Origin of the sequence: Flavobacterium sp. MR2016-29 (genome assembly GCF_015350695.1) — a bacterium.
Taxonomy (GTDB): domain Bacteria; phylum Bacteroidota; class Bacteroidia; order Flavobacteriales; family Flavobacteriaceae; genus Flavobacterium.
The window spans coordinates 140,524-162,011 of the sequence record NZ_JADKPU010000010.1 but is presented as its reverse complement, the minus strand read 5'-3'; the positions used below and the strand labels follow the sequence as shown (position 1 = coordinate 162,011).

The following is a 21,488-nucleotide window of genomic DNA, read 5'->3' as shown; positions in this document are numbered from 1 at the left end:
TAATGAAATCAATAATTAAATTTTTTGCATTTGCAGTTCTTTTTTCAATAGGACAAAAAGGATATTCACAAGATCCGAATTTTCATGTTTATTTGAGCTTTGGCCAATCTAATATGGAAGGATATGCTAAAATAGAACCGCAGGATAAAGTTGGTGTTGATGATCGTTTTCAGGTTTTACAAGTCATAAATTGTCCTGATATTAATCGTACAAAAGGAAATTGGTATACCGCAATACCGCCATTATGCCGTTGTAATACAGGATTAACACCTGTTGATTATTTTGGGAGAAACATGGTTTCTAATTTGCCTAAAAATATAAAAGTAGGGATTATAAATATAGCCGTTGGAGGTTGCAAAATTGCACTTTTTGATAAAGATAAGACAGCAGAATATATTGCAACTGCACCTGAATGGATGAAAGGAATTCTTAGAGAATATGATGATAATCCTTATGCGCGACTTTTGGAGATGGCTAAAATTGCACAGAAGAAAGGAGTCATTAAAGGTATTTTACTGCATCAGGGCGAATCGAATACAAATGATACACTTTGGCCGCAAAAAGTAAAAATTGTGTACGATAATTTGATTAAGGATTTAGATCTGGATCCAAAAAAAGTGCCATTGCTCTCAGGAGAAACCGTAAATGAAGACCAGAATGGCAAATGTGGCAGCATGAATAAAATTATTGCAACACTGCCAAAGACAATAGCAAATTCTTATGTTATTTCATCTAAAGGTTGTACTGCTGAACCTGATTTTTTGCATTTTAATGCAGCAGGTTACAGAGAACTAGGAAGACGTTATGCCGATAAAATGCTTTATCTATTGGGTTATAAATTCTCAGAAGCTAAAATGCCTTTAAGAGTGCAGGCACCTGTAGGTTTTGATCAATTAAATTCTAATATTTCATCCGGAAATATAGAAATTCTCAGTTACGAATCTAAAACTGTAGGTTCGGTAAGGAAGGCAGCGGTTTATACTCCTCCGGGATTCAATAAAAAGAAAAAATATCCCGTTCTGTATCTTTTGCACGGAATAGGCGGGGATGAAAAAGAATGGATAAACGGAGCAAATCCAAAGATTATATTGGATAATCTTTATGCTGAAGGAAAAATAGAACCAATGATTGTTGTAATGCCAAATGGCAGAGCGATGAAAGACGACAGTGCTGCCGGAAATATAATGGCTCCTGATAAAGTACAGGCATTTGCTGTATTTGAAAAAGATTTACTAAACGATTTAATTCCTTTTATCGAAAAAAAATATCCTGCTTACAAAGACAGCGAACATCGAGCTATTGCAGGCTTGTCTATGGGAGGAGGACAGTCATTGAATTTCGGATTAGGAAATCTTGATAAATTTGCCTGGGTAGGTGCTTTCTCAGCGGCTCCAAATACTAAAAAACCTGAAGAATTACTTCCAAATCCAGAAGAAGCAAAAAAGAAAATAAAACTACTATGGATTTCCTGTGGCGATAACGACTGGCTTATCGAAAATAGCAGAAGAACTCATGATTATTTATATAAAAACAATGTGCCGCATATTTATTACATCGAACCTGGAGTTCATGACTTTAAAGTTTGGAAAAACGGTTTGTATATGTTTTCACAGTTTTTATTTAAGCCTGTTGATCCGTCTGTTTTTCCATTGTACACTATTTTAGGAGATCCTGCACAAACTAATATCCGTAACGCCAAGTATCCACAAATATTACCAGACAATCGGGTAGTTTTTAAAATGAATGCTCCGGAAGCTTCAAAAGTACAAATTGATTTAGGCAAAAAGTACGACTTAGCACGAGATTCTGAAGGATTATGGACTGTTACTACTGATGTAATCAATAGAGGATTCAATTATTACTCGTTGCTTATTGATGGTGTGGCTGTAGCAGATCAGTCTAGTGAAACGTTCTATGGCATGGGACGCATGGCCAGCGGTATTGAAATTCCGAATAAAGAAGGGGATTTTTATACTTTAAAAATGGTGCCCCATGGTGATATCAGAATTAAGAAATACTTTTCGAAGTTTACTAATTCCTGGCGGGAAATGTATGTTTACACACCACCGGGTTATGAAAATTCCACCGAAAAATACCCGGTTTTGTATCTGTTGCATGGAGGAGGTGAAGACCAAACCGGATGGGCAACTCAGGGTAAAGCCAATTTAATTTTAGATAATTTAATAGCGGAAAAGAAAGCAAAACCAATGGTAATTGTGATGCTTGACGGAAATATGGGAAATACCGGAGGAGTAGCCGGTTTTAATGAAAATGCATTAAAAGCTTTTGAAAATGAATTAAAAATTGCCGCAATCCCGTTTGTAGAAAGTAATTTTAAAGTAGCGACAGAAGCTAAAGACAGAGCTTTAGCCGGTTTGTCTATGGGCGGTCTGCAAACACTTTATGCGGGTGTAAAAAATTCAGATCTGTTTTCCAGCATAGGAATTTTTAGCTCGGGCTGGTGGGCCAATAATACAGCTTTATCAGAACCGCAATATGAGTTTATGAAAAACAACGCCACAGCTATTAATTCAAATATAAAAAACTTTTGGATTTCAATGGGCGGTAAGGAAGATATAGCTTTTGAAAATTGCAAAATAATGATGGGCAAGTTTGATCAAATGGGTATTAAATATAAATACAGCGAATATCCTGGTGGTCACAGCTGGCCTGTATGGAGACATGATTTATTTATGTTTGCTCCGTTGTTATTTAATTAATTATTGCAAATAAAAACATACATTAATTCCAATCCAAAATCATGAAAGTTAATTATCTATATCTCCTAACTTTACTATGCATTTTTAGTGTAAATGCACAGCAATATCGGTTTAAAGATGCATCTCTTAGTTCAAAAGAACGTGCAGAAGATTTAATTTCAAGATTAACCCTTGAAGAAAAGGCAGCATTAATGTGTGATCAAAGTGATGCCATTCCTAGACTCGGAATTAAAAAATTCAATTGGTGGAGTGAAGCATTGCATGGCTACGCAAATAACGATAATGTTACTGTTTTTCCTGAACCGATAGGTATGGCAGCTTCTTTTGATGATCAGTTAGTTTATAATGTTTTTAATGCGGTTTCTGATGAAGCTCGTGCTAAATACAACCAATGGATTCAAAACGGGAATGAAAATAAACGCTTTTTGAGTCTTTCAGTTTGGACTCCAAATGTTAACATTTTTCGAGATCCACGCTGGGGCAGAGGGCAGGAAACTTATGGAGAAGATCCCTATTTGACTTCTCGTATGGGAATCTCAGTTGTTAAAGGACTCCAAGGTCCGGCAGATTCTAAATACCGTAAACTTTTAGCCTGTGCCAAACATTTTGCTGTTCATTCGGGCCCGGAATGGAGCAGACACGAATTGAATTTAAATAATGTCGATCCTCGTGAACTTTACGAAACCTATTTGCCGGCCTTTAAAGCATTGGTACAAGATGCCGATGTGCGTCAGGTTATGTGTGCTTATCAGCGTTTGGATGACGAACCTTGCTGCAGTAATACACGTTTATTACAACGTATTTTGCGTGATGAGTGGGGTTATAAATACATGGTAGTTTCAGATTGCGGAGCCGTTACTGATTTTTATACGACGCACAAAGTTTCGTCAGATGCAACGCACGCAGCCTCAAAAGCGGTACTTGCAGGAACGGATGTAGAATGTGTTTGGGAAAAATATCCTTTTAAAAATTTACCGGAAGCAGTCGAGAAAGACTTAATTAAAGAATCAGATATTAATAAAAGCCTGCTTCGTGTTTTAATTGGGCGTTTTGATTTAGGCGAAATGGATGACGAATCAATTGTACCGTGGGCTCAAATTCCGGCATCTGTTCTTAATAGTAAAGAACATCAACAGTTAGCTCTCGAAATGGCTCAAAAGTCAATGACACTTTTGCAAAATAAGAACAACATACTTCCTTTAAATAAAACCTTAAGCAAAGTGGCAGTTATAGGTCCGAATGCTGATAATGAACCAATGTTATGGGGCAATTATAATGGAACACCAGTAAAAACAATTACTGTTATAAAAGGAATAGAATCAAAAGTTACCGCAAGCAAAATTGTTTATGATAAAGCCTGTGATTTAGTGGAGGATAAAGTAAATGAAACTTATTTTGACCAGCTTTCTTTTGAAGGAAAAAAAGGTATTAAAGCTACTTATTGGAATAATCCAGACAGAGCAGGAAATAGTGTGGCAACGCAGCAAATTTTAAATCCCATAAAAATGACCACTGCAGGTCAGCACGAATTTGCTTCTGGAGTAAAATTAGAAGGTTTTTCAGCAAAATTTGAAGCAGATTTTATAGCTAAAGTAAATGATACTCTTGTTTTTAAAACTGGAGCTACCGGAGCTTTTGAATTGTTAGTTGATGGTAAATCAATAGCAAAATATACCAACTGGCGTACACTTCCGGGTAAAATTGCATTTCCGGTTCATGGAGGTCAAAAATATAAAATCGAAATTTTGTATGCTCAGTCAAACAATTGGCAGGCCAATCTTGAGTTCGATTTTGGAAAAGAATATAATATTGATTTCGCAACACTTATTCAAAAATTAAAAGGAATTGATACTGTAATTTTTGTTGGCGGACTTTCAACTTTGCTTGAAGGAGAAGAAATGCCAGTTTCTTATCCTGGCTTTAAAGGTGGTGACCGTACTAATATTGAACTTCCTTCCGTTCAAAGAAAATGTCTGCAAGCGCTTAAGGCAGCAGGTAAAAAAGTGGTTTTTGTAAACTGTTCTGGTTCTGCAATTGCTTTAACGCCGGAAACGGCAAGCTGTGATGCCATTTTACAAGCGTGGTATCCGGGAGAATCCGGAGGTCAGGCTGTAGCCGATGTACTTTTTGGAGATTATAATCCTTCAGGAAAACTGCCGGTTTCATTTTATAAAAATTCAGACATCTTAAGAGACTTTGAAGATTATTCGATGAAAGGTCGTACATATAGATATACGACAGATGTTTTGTTTCCGTTTGGTTTTGGTTTAAGTTATTCAAAATTCAATATCACTACAGCAAATCTGACTAAGACAAACATAAAGTCTAATGAAAATACACAATTAAACTTTTCAATAAAAAACATCAGCAAAAAAGATGGAACAGAGATAGTTCAGGTTTATGTTCGAAAAGTAAATGATACTGATGGTCCTTTAAAGACATTAAAAGCTTTTCAACGAATTGATTTAAAAGCTGGTGCAAGTCAAAATGCAACGGTCAGTTTACCAGCTTCATCATTTGAATTTTTTGATTCAAAAAGTAAGGGAATGAATGTGACTTCTGGTGAGTATGAAGTTTATTATGGTACGAGTTCACAAGCTAAAGATTTGAAAATGATTAAAATAGCTATTCAATAAAATAGCTGTTCTATTGCAAAAAAAATAAAGTGCTATGAGTTTTAAATATTTTATATGTTTTTGTCTGTTTAGTTTTTTAAACATAAATGCACAATCAGTTGTAAAGAGTCCTGATGGAAAACTTAAAGTTTTTCTTTCTGTTTCTAATGGATTGCCTTTGTATAGTGTTACATACAATGAAAAAACGTTCTTAGAAAATTCTCCTCTGGGTTTGAAAACCAGTGTTGGTGATTTTTCAACAGGATTAGTTTTAAATACAGACGTAAATCAGAATAAAATTGATGAAAAATATGAACTGCTTACTATCAAGCAGCGCAATGTGCATTATGAAGCTAATGAAGCCGTATTTTCTTTTACCAAAGAGAATAAACTAGCGATTGATGTAATATTTAGGGTAAGCAATAACAATGTAGCTTTTAAATATAAAATATATCCTCAAAAGGATGTGCTTTCTTGCATTGTTCAGGAAGAGGCTTCTGGCTTTATGTTGCCCGAAGGAGCTACAACTTTTCTTTGTCCGCAAAGCAAACCAATGACTGGATATGCAAGAAGTGCCCCGAGTTATGAAACATCATATACATTAGATGCCGAAATGGGAAAAAACGGTATAGGCGAAGGTTATACATTTCCCTGTCTTTTTAAAGTAAAAAATAATGGCTGGCTTTTAATCTCTGAAACTGGTGTAGACAGTGGATATTGCGGCAGCCGATTAATTGGACATGATAAAGGATTATACACTATGGGATTTCCTATGATGGGAGAAAATAACGGTAATGGAACGCCAGCACCGGGAATGTCACTCAGTGGCGAAACTCCCTGGAGAACTATCACTATTGGAGAAACGCTTGCTCCAATTGTAGAAACAACAATTCCTTTTGATTTGGTTAAGCCAAAATATAAAGCTTTCAAAGAATACAAATATACCAAAGGTTCCTGGAGCTGGATCATCAAAATGGATGGGAATACTACTTTTCCCGTACAAAAACAATATATAGATTTTAGTGCCGCAATGGGATATGAGACTATTTTAATTGATGCACTTTGGGATACTCAGATAGGAAAAAATAAAATTGCTGAACTGGCAGAATACGGCGCAGAAAAAGGTGTTGGTTTGTATTTGTGGTATAACTCTAACGGCTATTGGAATGATGCACCACAAGGTCCTAGAGGAATGATGGACAATTCTATAATTCGCCGTAAGGAAATGGCCTGGATGAAAAATATCGGTATAAAAGGAATTAAGGTAGATTTTTTTGGTGGAGACAAACAAATCACTATGAAATTGTATGAAGATATCCTGACAGATGCCAATGATTTTGGACTTATGGTTATTTTTCACGGTTGTACACTGCCAAGAGGCTGGGAGCGTATGTATCCGAATTATGCCGCTAGCGAGGCCGTGTTAGCTAGCGAAAATCTGCATTTTGGACAAGCCAGCTGTGATAATGAAGCCAAAAATGCTTCAATACATACCTTCATTCGAAACGCGGTTGGAAGTATGGATTTTGGGGGAAGTGCATTAAATAAATTCTATAATAGTGATAATATTCCAAATAAAGGTTCTAAACGAATTACTTCTGACGTGTTTGCCTTAGCTACTGCAGTACTTTTTCAAAGCAGTGTGCAACATTTTGCATTGGCGCCAAATAATTTATACGATGCCCCATCTTGGGCTATCGATTTCATGAAAGAAGTTCCAACAACTTGGGATGAATTAAGATTTTTGAATGGATATCCTGGTAAATACGCTGTGCTTGCCCGAAGAAAAGGTGCAAGATGGTATATAGCAGGAGTTAATGCACAAAAAGAAACGCTGAAAATTAAATTAAAACTTTCCATGATGGCTTCGGGAACAGCATTAAAATACTATTTCGATGATGAAAGGTTAAATTGAAATGTCAAACCTATAAAGCTGAAAAATAATCAAGAGATTGAAATTGAAATTCCTTCTAACGGTGGAATAGTGTTATTGAATTAATTTTTTTTAAAATTTAATTAGCAAATTAAAATGAATTATCCTTTTAGTTTGCCACTTTAAAAACTACCATATAGTAATGCGAATGGAAGTTGAAATTTGTATCTGTAATTTTCCTTTTCTAGCCTTAAAATAATAAATATTGTATGATTAAGACGTCAAATATGTTTCTGAATAAAAAAACTATATAATTATTTAACTAATCGTAATATGTCAAAAAAAAAATGTTTTAGCATTATTGTTATCTTATTTTTTATAGTAAATAATGTGCTTTCTCAAAATACTTTTGAAAACTACCAATTTCGTTTAGTCAACAAAGAGACTTCAAAAAGCGGTATTTATAGCATTGCGCAAGATCAATTTGGGATTATGTGGATGGGCACAAATGGTGCAGGTCTATTTAAATTTGATGGAGTAAATTATATTTCATATGAACAAAATTCCAACGCTAGTAATTCAATAAATAGTAATCTGATTTACGCAACTTACGTAGATACAAACAACCGGTTGTGGGTTGGAACTGATGAAGGTTTGTGTCTTTATAACAGAGATTTAAATACTTTTGAAAGTATTGATATTAAAAAAAAGATAAACAAAGAGAATGTAATTTCTGTTAAAAGCATTATTGAAGATAATAATGGTAATTTATTTTTAGGAACTTTTAATGGCGGTTTACTGAAACTAAATGTTAAAACTAGAGAAATTACTTCAATAAAGCTAGATGTTTCTAATCCTGAAAATTATCTTATTAACAGCTTAGTAAAGGATAAAAAAGGAATCATTTACCTAGGAACTAATTTTGGCTTGAAAGTACTCAATAAGGCAAAAAACGAAGTTCAAAAAATAATTGCAGGCAACGATAATCAAATTTTATCTGGAAATATAGTATCTATGTTTTTAGACAGCAGACAAAATTTGTGGATTGGCAACGGATATAAAGGTCTGGTTAAAGTAAATCTAAATTCTAATCAGGCTTTTTCTTATCCTATTACGAAAAAAAGAATTATGTCAATATTGGCAACAGATCCTAAAACAATACTATGCGCAACTGAAAATGATGGATTAATCATTGTAAATGATCAAGGTGTTGTTCAGGAAAAATATGTGAACAGCAAATTCAATGAACGTAGTTTAAGTTCAAATTCAGTCTGGTCTTTATTTCTTGATAAGGAGCGTAGAATTTGGCTTGGTTATTATAATAAGGGATTGGGTATTTTCGATAAAATAAACAGCAAGGTAAATATTATCGAAAGTTTGCCTGGAAATTCACAATCCTTACAAACAAATTGTGTTACCGGTATTGTAAAAGACAATGAAGGGCAGTTGTGGATTTCTATGGAAGGAGGAGGAGTCGACGTATATAATCTAAGAACTAAAAAGTTTAAACATATTACGAAATCTGATGCCAGCTTTTATTCTGGATTAACCAACGATAATATCACAAAAGTATTTATTGATAAAAAACAGAATATTTGGTTGTCAAGCTGGAACGAAGGGATTTTTCTTTTAAAAAAAGGAAGCAGAAATTTTATTAATTATAATACAAAAAACACTCCTAATCTGGCTTCAGATAACATTATGAGTATTGCGGAAGATTCAAGAGGTGTAATTTGGATTGGTACATTTGCAAAAGGCTTGCACTATTATACTCCTTCAGATCGTCAATTTCATCATTGTAATTCAAAACCATTTTATAATCTAATGAATTTAGACATCAGAAATGTGATGGTCGATTCAGATGATGCTGTTTGGGTAGGCTCAACAACAGGTTTATACAATGTTATGACAAATGATTTTGTTACCTTTTCAGTAGTTTCTTTTCGAGATAAAATGTCTGAAAAGCTAAAAAATCATAAAAGTACACACACCATTAATACTTTATATGAGGCTGAAAATAAAGAAATTTGGATTGGTACCGATGGTGCAGGCTTATTCAGTTACAATAAAAAAACAGATAGCCTTAAATGGTATATTAATTTCAAAGGACTTCATGAAAAGTCAATTTCATCTATAGTTGAATCTAATGATGGAGGTATTTGGTTGAGTGGCAAGAAAGGAATTACAAGACTAAATTTAAAAAACAAAACTACCTTTAATTATTCGATCTATGATGGGTTATTAGGAAATGATTTTAATAACAATTCGGTTCTAAAAGATGAAAACGGAGTATTGTATTTTGGAAGCTATGAAGGCTTAAATTACTTTAATCCAACGAATTTAGTTAAGAGTAAAAAACAGCTTCCAATTTATTTTACAGATCTAAAACTTTTTAATAAATCAGTTGGGCCATTAGAAAAAAACTCACCCTTAATAAAAGTAATTTCACAAACAAAAAAAATAATCCTCAGACACGATCAGTCTGTATTTACCATCGATTTTATTGCTGTAAATTATTCATATCCGGCACGAAATGAATTTGCTTACTATTTAGAAGGTTTTGAAGATTCGTGGAACTATGTTGGCAATAAGCGCTCGGCAACTTATACAAACTTAGCGCCAGGCAATTATATTTTTAAAGTTAAAGCATCAGAAAAAAATGGAGTTTGGAGTCAAAAACCATTAGAATTAAGAATTGAAATTCTACCACCTTGGTGGAAAACATCTTTTGCTTATTTATTTTATACGCTGTTGTTGTTAGCCGCTATTTATTTTGGCAATCAATATTATCAGAATCGTTTTAAACAAAACCAAATGATAGAATTTGAAAAGACAAAAGCGGTTCAGATTGAAAAATTAAATAATAAAAAATTGCAATTCTTTACCAATATCTCGCATGAGTTTCGAACACCACTGACTCTAATTTTAAATCCGTTAGGCGATATTCTAAGAAATTATTCCTCAGATTTGCCGGACAGTGTATTGAAAAAATTGCAGACAATTCAAAAAAGCTCTGACAGACTTTCACGATTAATTAATGAGTTAATGGATTTTAACCAATTGCAGTTCAATAAAATGACATTGCAATTGCAACTAATTGAGGTAGTAAGCTTTACAAAAGAAATTGTCAGTTATTTTGATGAAGAAGCATTGAGTCGTGGAATTCATTTGGAATTTGAATCTAATAAAACAGCTTTAAAAGATTGGATTGATCCAAAAATGTTTGAAAAAATTATTTTTAATGTAATTTCAAATGCCTTTAAGGTTACGCCAGATAAGGGAAGAATAACTGTAAAAATAGTGGTCAACAACGAATTGATTCATTTTCTTTTGATAGATTCCGCAACTTCTTATCCTTCATTTGAGGTTATTGTGGAAGACACTGGTTCTGGATTAGAGAAAAAAGATATTAAGAGAATTTTTGACCGTTTCTATCAGGTTAACAATTTAAATAAAGCTTATTATGGAAGTACCGGCATAGGTTTGGAAGTAGTACGCGGTTTTGTAGAATTGCATAAAGGAATGATCGAAGTAGAAAGTGAATTGGGAGTTGGTACTACTTTTAAATTATTATTTCCCATTGGAAAAGAGTTTTTTAATGAAAGTGAAATATTACTTGAGGATTTTAAAAAGGAGAAAAAAATGAGTTTCACGCCTGTTATAGAAAAAGCGGAAACCCAATCAGAGGAAAATGAAGAAAAACAAGATCGAATTTACACTATTTTAATAGTTGAAGATAATGTCGAACTTAGAAATTATTTAAAAAATGAACTCAAAAAAGAGTATAAGGTTTTAGTAGCAGAGAATGGTCAGGTTGGTTTAGAATTAGCTTTGCAGAAATTGCCTGATTTAATTTTAACAGATGTAATTATGCCTGTTATGAATGGTTTAGAATTGTGTAAAAGTATTAAGGCCGATTTAAAAACCAGTCATATTCCGTTAATGATGTTGTCTGCAAAAGCATTGGTAAAAGATCGATTAGAAGGTATTGATTCGGGTGCAGATATGTACTTAAGCAAACCTTTTGACATGGATATTTTAAGATCGAGTCTGGTGCAATTGATTAATAGCAGGCAAATTATGTTTAATAAATTCTATAACGGAATTACACCAAAAGCAAAAGAAAAAACAACTACTCTAGATAATGATTTTATAAAAAATGTATTGCATTATATAAATGGAAATATTAATGAGACGGAATTAAGTGTTGAAGATTTAGCTTCGAAAGTGTTTTTGAGCAGAAGCCAATTGTATCGAAAAATTAAGACACTAACAGGTGTATCAGTAAATGAATTTATTCGAAATGTGCGTTTAGAAAAAGCTAAAGAATTAATAGAATTTGGCAATGACAATATAACCGAAATTAGTTATAAAGTTGGGTTTAGTTCTCCTTCGTATTTTACAAAATGTTATAAAGATAAATACGGTTATCTGCCCACTCACAACAAAAAATAATGCATTTTTTAAATTATTCCAAGACGGCTTTTATGCCGTCTTTTTGTTTTTTACAGACAGGCAAAATGAAAAATAAAAATGGAAAATTATAGGAATAGAAATAAATGTAAAGTATAAATAATTAAGTTTTATGTGATTCTATACTTTTTTGGGTGATTATTAAATAAAGATTAATTCTTTATTTAATTTATGAATGCATGAAAAATAATGCTTCATAATTACCAAAATAGGAATTTTATTTTGTTTAGTAAATAAAAGCTAAATATTGATTTTGTTCGTTTTTTTAACTCTTGTGCTACAAATTTGATAGTTTTTGCATCATATGTAGTATGTGAAATTTATGTTAACGTTATATTTTTGAGTTAACTAAACATCAATAACCATGAAAACATTACTAACAATTTTAAACCAATTAAAAACATGAAATGAAACTAATTTTTGTGTATTGAACAGTCCATTTTTTTCGCAATCAAATTTTAAAACCAACACTTTAGGATTGGGGAAAAATATAAAATCAGTGAAAATCGTATTCTTATTTTCAAAAATTTAAAGGGCAGAAAAATAGCGTAAAAAATAAATTGTCTCAATGCATAAATAGCAAAAACTTTACAACCAAATAATTATTTAAACTAAACAAAAAACCAATTAATATGATGTTAAAATTAAAATTTGCAATAATCGCATTGCTAATGATAAGCTATCAGAATGTGATGGCACAATCAAAGACCATACAGGGTGTGGTTATCGATCCCTCAGGGTTTCCTTTGCCTGGTGCCAGTGTAATTGTAGAAGGTTCCAAAATTAGCGCTTCTACAGATTTTGATGGTAAATACTCTTTAAATGGAGTGAATCCTACTGATAGAATAACGTTTTCTTTTGTTGGCTTGGTTACACAGACTATTACAGTGGGGACTCGTACAACAATTAATGTTACATTAGTAGAATCTGCACAAAACTTACAAGAAGTTGTCGTAGCGTATGGTGCTCAAAAGAGAACTAAAGTAACAGGAGCAATTTCGACCGTAAGTTCAAAAGATATTACAGCAGTTCCTATTACAAATGCAGAGTCGGCTTTACAGGGTAGAGCAGCTGGTGTTACCGTTGTAAATGGCGCGCCTGGTTCAAGCCCAACAGTTACTATTCGTGGTTTGGCTACAATGGGAAATAGTGCTCCTTTATATGTTATCGATGGAGTTTTGACAGGTAATTTATCTGGCTTGAGTCCTAATGATATTGAATCGATGTCGGTTTTAAAAGATGCCTCAACAACAGCTTTATACGGTTCTAAAGCTTTTAACGGGGTCATTATGGTAACTACCAAAAAAGGGAAAAAAGGTCCTGGGCAACTAAATTTTAATACTTACACAGGTTTTCAAACTATTACTAAAAGATACGATGTTTTAAATACACAACAATATTTACAATATGCTAAAGATTTAGGGAGCGATGTAAGTGCAAGAGCTGCTCAATTTGGGAATATAAATACAGACTGGCAGGACGAAATCTTTCAGAGTGGCATAATGCAGGATTATAATTTAAGTTTCTCAAATGGTACCGAGAATGCTACAAGTCGTTATTCTGCAGAATATTTAAAACAAGATGGAGCTGTTATCAGTACAGGTTTTGAACGTTACTCTTTCAGAGCCAATAATACACAAAATATAGGTAAATTAACTGTTGGCAGTAATATTGGATTGTCATTCAGCAAAACTAATCCAGAACGTGCTTCAGGAGGTAGAACATTATTAGAACATGCTATTAAAATGGCGCCGTATTTGCCAGTTTATAATGCAGATAATGTAGGAGGTTACCAAGGCCCATCTACAGCTGATGGACAGGATGCAGAAAACCCTGTACGTGTAGCAAATTTAGGATACCAAACAATTAAGGGGTTATCTATAATAGGAAACATTTATGCTGAATTGCAAATTTTTAAAGGATTAAAATTCAGATCACAGGTTTCCTTAGATTATTATACAAGTCAAGATCACACTTTTATTCCAGGTTACGAAGATGGTTCAGCACATAAACAGGCGTATTCGTCTACTGCTGAAACAAATTCTCAGGGACAAACCATTGTTTTTGATAACAGTTTAACATACAAAACTACTTTTGCTTCTAAACATAATTTAGAAGTATTAGGGGTTATAACTAAAATTGAGAATAAGAGCCAGAATTTAATAGCCAGCAGCCGTTACTATATTTCAAATGAAATAGACCAGTTGCGACTACAAGATGCCAATTTGAGTTCTAGTAATATTGAGGCTAATAATTTAGGTTACATAGCCCGTATTAATTATGATTACGATGAGAAATACCTGCTTGCAGTTTCAGGTCGCCGAGATGCTTCTTCTCGTTTTGGATCTAATAACCGCTATGGTAATTTCTACTCTGTTGCTTTAGGTTGGAATATTGCAAAAGAAAGTTTTATGACCGATTCTGTTTTTAGCACATTGAAGCTTAGAGCGAGTACAGGTACAACAGGTAACGACAGAATAGACGATTATCAATACAGTTCATCGTTGGCAGCAAATTATACATATCCGTTTAACGGAGCTGCAGGAGCTGGTGTTACTGCAGGAAGAGCTGCAAATCCGGATTTGAAATGGGAGTCTAAAAATGACAGAAACATAGGTTTGGACTTTGGATTGTTTGATGAAAAATTTACAGGATCTGTCGAATATTTTAATAATAAAAGCAGCGATATTCTTTTCGCAGTACCGCTTCCTGCTTCTGTAGGTTCAGCTGGTGGAGGAACTCAAATTCAAAATGTTGCCGATGTAAAAGTGCACGGATTTGAACTGTCACTTGGATACAATGACAGAAAAGGCGATTTTACCTGGTCTGCTATAGCTAATTTGGGAACAAGCAAAAACGAAGTAACAGGTTTAGCTCCCGGTGTAACTAGTGTCTTAGCTGGTCCGGCAGTAAGAGCAGGTCTAGAGAATTTCTCAAGATTGGAAGTTGGTCAGCCATTATTCTATTTTTATGGGTATCAGACCAACGGGATTTATCAAAATCAGGCAGAAGTAGATGCTGCTTTAGGTGCTGGCCAAACTACTATACAACCTGGTGATATTAGGTTTGTGGATCGCAATGGAGACAAAGTAATTAACTCTGATGATAAAACTAATATAGGAAATCCATATCCTGATTTTACATATGGCTTAAACCTTACAGCTGCATATAAAAAGTTCGATTTTAACTGCTTTATAACAGGAGTTCAGGGGAATGATGTTTTTAATGCAAATAAGTTTGACCTAGAAGCTATGTCACGTTTATTTAATGCCAGTACAGATGTTTTAGATCGATCAATTGTTCAAAATGGAGTGGTTACTAATTCATCGGCTACATTACCAAGAGCGCTTGGGGCAGGCCAAAACTGGTCTTCTGCAAGCCAACGATATGTTGAAGATGGTTCTTACACAAGATTAAAAAATGTTACTATAGGATATACCTTTTCAGGAGAAGCCTTTAACAGCTATTTTTCACATATAAGATTCTATGTAAGTGCGCAAAATCTTGTTACAATTACAAATTATACTGGTTTAGATCCTGAAGTTGCACGTGTAGATACTAATGCAAATTCTGCCGGAATTGATATAGGCAGATATCCACAACCAAAATCAGTAATTTTTGGACTTGATGTTACATTTTAATTTATAAAAAGATGATGAGAAAAATAAAATATATAGTTGTAGTATTGTTAGGGATCTTAACAATAAATTCATGTAACGATAATGATCTGGAATTAACAAATCCAAATCAGTTATCACCTGAAACTTTCTTTAAATCGGAAGCACAGGTACAATCTTCAGTAAATGCAGCCTACGCAAATCTGCAAACAAGAGGACTCTATGCCAGACATATTTTCTTTGCTTTAGACAATATGGCTCAGGAAAACAAAGGAAACCCACAGTTAGAAGGTAACAAAAAACCTTTCCTTGATTTTTCTTTTGATGCAAGTAGCGATATTATTCAGTTTTATTGGGAAACCTGTTTTTTAGGAATTTCCAAAGCTAATTTTGTCTTAGATAACGAAGAGAAGATTCAGGCTTTGCCTAATTCAGTTTTGACACAAGAGAAAAAGAATAAATTTTTAGGTGAAGCTCATTTTTTAAGAGCCTACTATTACTTTCTTTTAGTACCTCGTTTTGGTGATTTGCCTATTTATACCAAACAAACTATTGTGGGTGCACCAAGAAGTCCTAAGGCAGAAATCTATAAATTAATCACTGATGATTTTGATTTTGCATCTAAAAATTTATTGAGCAAAAATGTAGAAGATAAGGGTAGAGCGACTAAAGAAGCAGCTTTTGCTTATTTAGGAAAAGCACTTTTGTATCAAAAGAAATATGACGAAGCTTTGGCTGCTTTTAATAAAGTTACTGGATTTAGTTTAGAAACTAATTTTTATAACAATTTCATGGATGAAACCGAGCATGGTCCGGAATCAATTTTTGAGATTGAATATGATGAAAAATTAGGAGTAGCTGATAAATGGGGTAGTGATACTGCAGGAGACGGTGTGGCTGAATCTACACTTAGAGGTCAGGAATATGGTAATTTAGGCTGGTACAATGTGTATCCGTCTGATAATTTATTAGATTCATACGAGGTGGGTGATAAACGTTTTGGAGATACTTTCTACGTACCAGGATCTAAATATAACAATGGAGCTAATACAATGACAGCTGCTAATTTCTCTTCATCTGAAGGTCTAAGAAGAGCAGGCTGGAAAAAATATCAAAATTACTATAAACGTACTGATGAAAATCTGGATTCAAGCATCAACTTCAAAGTAATGCGCTATTCAGATGTATTGCTTATGATGGCAGAATGCGAAAGCATGAGACCTGGAGGTGTACAAGCAACCGCTATTGGCTACATTAATCAGGTTCGTCTTAGAGCAGGCGTGCCATTATTGGCATTAACACTTACAAAAGATCAGGTGTTTACAGCTCTTATTCATGAACGCAAAGTAGAATTAGCTGGCGAGCAAGTTCGTTTTGATGATATAATAAGATGGGGTATAGCTAGTACTGAGCTTGCAGGTACTGGTTTTAAAGTTGGTAGAAGCGAATTATGGCCTATCCCTAATAGAGAAACATCTTCTAATCCAAATATAAAACCTAGTGATAACAATCCTGGCTACTAGGTGAGGATTATTGAAGTTTGTTAGTTTGAGTTAGTTAAGTTAGTATTTGGCAAACAGCGCATTAACGTGCGCTGTTTATCAATACATTATGTTGTTTAAGAAATTATAATTTATGTAATTTTTTTACTTCTTCTTCAGCTAATAATGCATTTTTTTAAAAACAAAATACCATTACTAAGATTTTAAATTTTCAATATTTCAATTTTTAAGCAGGCAAAATTTTATTCAAATGAAAAGGATTGCTTCACTTTTTTTAATCGTAACATTGTTTTATAATGTTCTAGGATTTTATATCACGTTTGCTGAACAACAAGAGCAAGTGTGGGTGAATGCTATGGAGAAAACTGACAACGCAAATTTTGAAATAATTGAAGTTAAAATCAACCCTTATGCTTATGTTGTTGATTCTGGTATTGAAGATACCAACGAAGACTTCTTAATCAACAATAAAACCTATCATGTCTTTAAGAAAAGAATTCAAAACAATGTTTTAAAATTATATTGCTTAAAAAGTTCTCATAATGAAGCTTTAAATAAAAATTTAAAAAAGATTGTTGACAGTCAGTTATTTGATGATAATTCAAATAAAGAAAATCCAGGCAAAAAGTTATTAAAATCCTTCCTTCAGGACTACATTCAAAGTAACACAGTATTATTAATAAGTACTTCTGTAAAATTAGTTTCTACTGTTGCCTTAAATTCATATTCTCCACAAAAAAATCTTCTTTCAGGATATTTTACTACAAATTATCCACCTCCAGATATGGTATAGCATTTCATTGAATGCTAAATTGTAGATACGTTTAATCTTTAGTTTTTACTGAGGGTTAATCGCTTTATTTTACAATTTAACATACAACTTCAATTAATTCTAATTGAAAAGAAAGCTATTTAACAACCATATAAACCAACCAAAAATGAAAATTTATAAATTTTTGTTTAAAGTGCTACTTTTTAGTGCTTTAAGCGTAAATACGTTTGCACAAGTTAAAGACAAAAATCAAATTGCCGAACCAACAGGAAAAAATAATTTAGCCTATAAATGGGGAGAAATGGCAGTTCAAGCAACTGCAAATGATACAGACAGATTTAGACCAAGACCTACTGTAACTTCCCGCTTTTTGGGATTGACTTTCGTAGCTATTTTTGATGCATGGAGCCGTTATGACGAAAAAGCAATTCCGGTATATCTAACGGATATTAAAAGAAGACCTAAAAAAGAGCAAAATTTAAAAAATAAAGAAATTGCGATAAGTTACGCAGCGTATGGAGCACTATGCGAATATTATTATAGTGATAAAGCGTTATTTGCTTCTTACATGAAAGAATTAGGCTATGATCCAACAAATACTTCCTTAGATCCAAAAACGCCAGAAGGAATTGGTAATCTGGCGGCCAAAGCGGTAATCGCGGCAAGAAGAGGAGACGGTTCGAATCAATATGCGGAAGAAGAAGGTTCTAACGGAAAACCATTTTTTGATTACACTAAATATTCGCCCGTAAATACAGTTGATCAACTAAATGATATTAACCACTGGCAGCCTAAATATTTTTCTGATGGAAAAGGTGGAAAATTTGCCCCCGCTTGTTTAACTCCTTTTTGGAATAGAGTAAAACCAGTCGGATTGAAATCAGGAGATCAATTCCGTGCTGTTCCGCCACCGTTATTTGGTTCAGAAAAACTTAAAAATGAAGTAGATGAAGTTATTGCTTTACAGGCCAAATTAACGGATGAAGACAAAGCACTGGTTGAATTTATGCGAGACGGACCAAAATCTGTTCAGCAAGCCGGACACTGGTTAAGATTTGCGCAGGATATTTCAAGAAGAGACAATCACACTTTAGATCAGGACGTTAAAATGTATTTTTTAAATCAGATAACAGCGATGGACTGTTTTATTGCCTGTTGGGATACCAAAATGTTTTATGATTCATCCAGACCAAATGCCTTAGTACATTTCTATTACGGCGGTAAAACGATTACTGCTTGGGGAGGTCCTGGAAAGGGAATGATTACCATGCAGGGAGAAGAATGGAGACCTTATTCTCCAGACACCTTTGTATGTCCGCCTTTTCCGAGTTATGTTTCAGGTCATAGTACGATAAGTGGTGGTTGTGCAGAAGCTTTAAGATTATGGACAGGCAGCGATGCATTTGGTCAATCTGCAGAATTGGTATCAGGAGCTATGACAGAACCGGATAATTTAGGAAAGAAAGTTGTTTTGAAGTTCAACACTTTAACCGAAACGGCAAATATGGCCGGAATCTCAAGAGTAATGGGCGGTTACCATATTCAGTCTGATAATGTTGAAGGACTAAAGCTGGGCAGAAATGTAGCACATCAGGAATGGAAGTTTTATAATATCCATATCGGAAATAAAACTCCCGAAACGATAGCGGAGAATTGAGTGCGTTTCATAATATCAAAGAAACTGGTCTAATCTACAAATGCCTTAATTATGAAAATCAAACAGTTAGTATCGCTATTTAGCCTATTTATTTTAACCCAGTCCTGTGATTATTTTTCGAATCCAAATGACAAGATGGTTAAGATTTTGGAAGCAAGAAATAAGATGTATAACGTGAAAGACAATCCTTTTGCAGCAAAAGCAGAAGTAGCATATTACGACTCTATTATTAAAAGTTCAGATGAAGGTTTTTTTAAATTATTTAATGAAATAAATAAAGGAAATGCATTATTAAAACTTGGAAAAGAGGCAGAGTCTGTAGCAACTATAGAAAATGCCATAAATAGAAAGAAGAAAATAGACGGAAAAGAAGATCTTCAATCGTTAAAATTTTTAGCCATAGCGTACATGAGATTAGGCGAAAAACAAAATTGTGTGAATTATCATAATCCCGAATCCTGTACTATGCCTATCCAAAAAAATGGAATTCATACGATACGACAGGGGTCTCAAAAAGCAATTGAAATTTATAAGAAATTATTATCGATTGACCCTAATGATTATGAATCAAGATGGCTTCTCAATATTGCTTATATGACGCTCGGCGGTTATCCTTTAGAAGTTCCCAAACAATGGCTTATACCTAACCTGAATAAAGATTCAGGATACAGCATAAAACCTTTTCTGGATGTAGCCGCAAACGCAGGCATAATAGGCAGAAATATGTCAGGTGGAGTTATTGTTGATGATTTTAATAACGATAACTATTTGGATATTGTAACTTCTGACTGGAGTCTGGATGGCGTGATGCATTATTATGAAAATGATAAAAAAGGAAAATATCTCGATTATTCTAAAGTTTCAGAAATAGGCCGTTTCAAAGGAGGATTAAACATGATACAAGCTGATTATGACAATGACGGCGATATTGATATTTTTGTTTTGAGAGGTGCCTGGATGCGTAAATACGGAAGACAACCAAACTCGCTGTTACGCAACAACGGAGACGGAACTTTTACTGATGTAACCCTAAAGAGTGGTTTATATTCTGAATTCCCTACCCAAGCCGGTACGTGGAATGATTTTAATAATGACGGTTATCTCGATTTGTTTATTGGAAATGAATCATCAGATAATGAATCCTATCCTTCAGAATTGTACTTAAATAATCAGCACGGAACCTTTACCAATGTTGCCAAAGCAGCAAAATGTGATGTTATTGCTTATATAAAAGGTGTAACGTCAGCTGATTATGATAATGATGGCGATATTGATTTGTTCCTCTCCGGAATGAATAAAAGAAAAACATTATTAAAAAATACTGGACTCAAAAAGGGTATTCCGCAATTTAAAGATGTTACAGATCAGGCAGGCTTGGCGGGCATTAATGTAATGACTTTTCCAACCTGGTTTTGGGATTATGATAACGATGGATGGCAGGATATATTTGTTTGTGGTTATCAGTATAATGGCTCTATTGCTGGAGAAATTGCAATGGAAGCCCTAAATATTCCAAATGAAAGCAGTAAAATGTATTTGTACCATAACAATCATGATGGCACTTTCTCTGATGTTTCTGAAATATCTGGATTAAGCAAAACTGTATTTGCTATGGGTTCAAATTTCGGAGATATTGATAATGATGGTTTTCTGGATATGTACCTCGGAACAGGAAATCCGGACTATAGATCATTGGCACCAAATAGATTATTTAGAAATATGGGCAATGGAAAATTTGCTGACGTTACTGTTTCCGGCAGAGTAGGAAATTTGCAAAAAGGGCATGGTGTAGCTATTAATGATCTGGATAATGATGGAGACAACGATATTTTTATAGAAGTCGGAGGTGCTTATTTAGGGGATTCTTTCAGTAATTCTTTATACCTAAATCCGGGTCAAAACAACAACCGTTGGATAAAATTGAAGTTAGAAGGAACAGAAAGTAATCGTTCTGCTATTGGAACAAAAGTAAAAGTCACTTTCAAAGAAAATGGAGTTTCCCGATCTGTTTACAGGATCTTAAACTCAGGTGGCAGCTTTGGAGCGTCGGCTTTAAGAATGGAAATCGGAATTGGAAAAGCAACAACGATAGACCAAATCGAAATTACCTGGCCGAAAGACCAAAAGAAAAAAGTCTTTAAAAATGTAAAACCAAATCAATACATTAAAATTATTGAAGGCGAAGATAATTTCTCCAAAATAGATATTAAAAGAATCCTTTTTTCAACCGTCGAAGCACATTCTCCGATTTGTATTTAA

Annotated in this window: 9 protein-coding genes; all 9 read left to right on the top strand. The window is 33.8% G+C overall.

Annotated features, from left to right (window positions below):
- The first annotated feature begins 2 nt into the window (after positions 1 to 2).
- The 9 genes from IR010_RS18505 to IR010_RS18465 all read left to right on the top strand — a co-directional run bounded on the left by IR010_RS18505 (position 3) and on the right by IR010_RS18465 (position 21,488).
- The gene (locus IR010_RS18505; protein ID WP_194605863.1) at positions 3 to 2,720 is read left to right on the top strand and encodes an alpha/beta hydrolase-fold protein; all 2,718 of its coding nucleotides are present in this window, start codon (positions 3 to 5) and stop codon (positions 2,718 to 2,720) included.
- A gap of 41 nt (positions 2,721 to 2,761) precedes the next feature.
- On the top strand, positions 2,762 to 5,356 hold the full coding sequence (gene xyl3A, locus IR010_RS18500; RefSeq protein WP_194605861.1) for a xylan 1,4-beta-xylosidase: 2,595 nt from the start codon (positions 2,762 to 2,764) through the stop codon (positions 5,354 to 5,356).
- A 34-nt stretch (positions 5,357 to 5,390) separates the two neighbouring features.
- On the top strand, positions 5,391 to 7,250 hold the full coding sequence (locus tag IR010_RS18495; RefSeq protein ID WP_317174484.1) for a glycoside hydrolase family 97 protein: 1,860 nt from the start codon (positions 5,391 to 5,393) through the stop codon (positions 7,248 to 7,250).
- Between the two features lie 291 nt (positions 7,251 to 7,541).
- Positions 7,542 to 11,663, top strand: a complete 4,122-nt coding sequence (locus IR010_RS18490) for a two-component regulator propeller domain-containing protein (protein WP_194605859.1) — start codon at positions 7,542 to 7,544, stop codon at positions 11,661 to 11,663.
- A gap of 650 nt (positions 11,664 to 12,313) precedes the next feature.
- On the top strand, positions 12,314 to 15,322 hold the full coding sequence (locus tag IR010_RS18485) for a SusC/RagA family TonB-linked outer membrane protein (protein WP_194605857.1): 3,009 nt from the start codon (positions 12,314 to 12,316) through the stop codon (positions 15,320 to 15,322).
- Positions 15,323 to 15,336: 14 nt separating this feature from the next.
- Positions 15,337 to 16,821, top strand: coding sequence for a RagB/SusD family nutrient uptake outer membrane protein (locus IR010_RS18480; RefSeq protein WP_194605855.1), 1,485 nt, complete (start codon positions 15,337 to 15,339; stop codon positions 16,819 to 16,821).
- A 229-nt stretch (positions 16,822 to 17,050) separates the two neighbouring features.
- Positions 17,051 to 17,593 carry a hypothetical protein gene (locus IR010_RS18475; RefSeq protein ID WP_029273701.1) on the top strand — a complete coding sequence of 181 codons (543 nt, stop codon included), beginning with the start codon at positions 17,051 to 17,053 and terminating at the stop codon, positions 17,591 to 17,593.
- A gap of 145 nt (positions 17,594 to 17,738) precedes the next feature.
- Complete coding sequence (locus IR010_RS18470) at positions 17,739 to 19,229, top strand: vanadium-dependent haloperoxidase (RefSeq protein ID WP_194605853.1); 1,491 nt, start codon at positions 17,739 to 17,741, stop codon at positions 19,227 to 19,229.
- Between the two features lie 51 nt (positions 19,230 to 19,280).
- Positions 19,281 to 21,488 (top strand): FG-GAP-like repeat-containing protein, encoded by a 2,208-nt coding sequence (locus IR010_RS18465; protein WP_194605851.1) that lies wholly within the window; start codon positions 19,281 to 19,283, stop codon positions 21,486 to 21,488.

Coding starts and splice junctions, on each gene's coding strand:
- IR010_RS18505 (WP_194605863.1), top strand. CDS start 3: ATGAAATCAATAATTAAATTTTTTGCATTTGCAGTTCTTTTTTCAATA.
- xyl3A (WP_194605861.1), top strand. CDS start 2,762: ATGAAAGTTAATTATCTATATCTCCTAACTTTACTATGCATTTTTAGT.
- IR010_RS18495 (WP_317174484.1), top strand. CDS start 5,391: ATGAGTTTTAAATATTTTATATGTTTTTGTCTGTTTAGTTTTTTAAAC.
- IR010_RS18490 (WP_194605859.1), top strand. CDS start 7,542: ATGTCAAAAAAAAAATGTTTTAGCATTATTGTTATCTTATTTTTTATA.
- IR010_RS18485 (WP_194605857.1), top strand. CDS start 12,314: ATGATGTTAAAATTAAAATTTGCAATAATCGCATTGCTAATGATAAGC.
- IR010_RS18480 (WP_194605855.1), top strand. CDS start 15,337: ATGAGAAAAATAAAATATATAGTTGTAGTATTGTTAGGGATCTTAACA.
- IR010_RS18475 (WP_029273701.1), top strand. CDS start 17,051: ATGAAAAGGATTGCTTCACTTTTTTTAATCGTAACATTGTTTTATAAT.
- IR010_RS18470 (WP_194605853.1), top strand. CDS start 17,739: ATGAAAATTTATAAATTTTTGTTTAAAGTGCTACTTTTTAGTGCTTTA.
- IR010_RS18465 (WP_194605851.1), top strand. CDS start 19,281: ATGAAAATCAAACAGTTAGTATCGCTATTTAGCCTATTTATTTTAACC.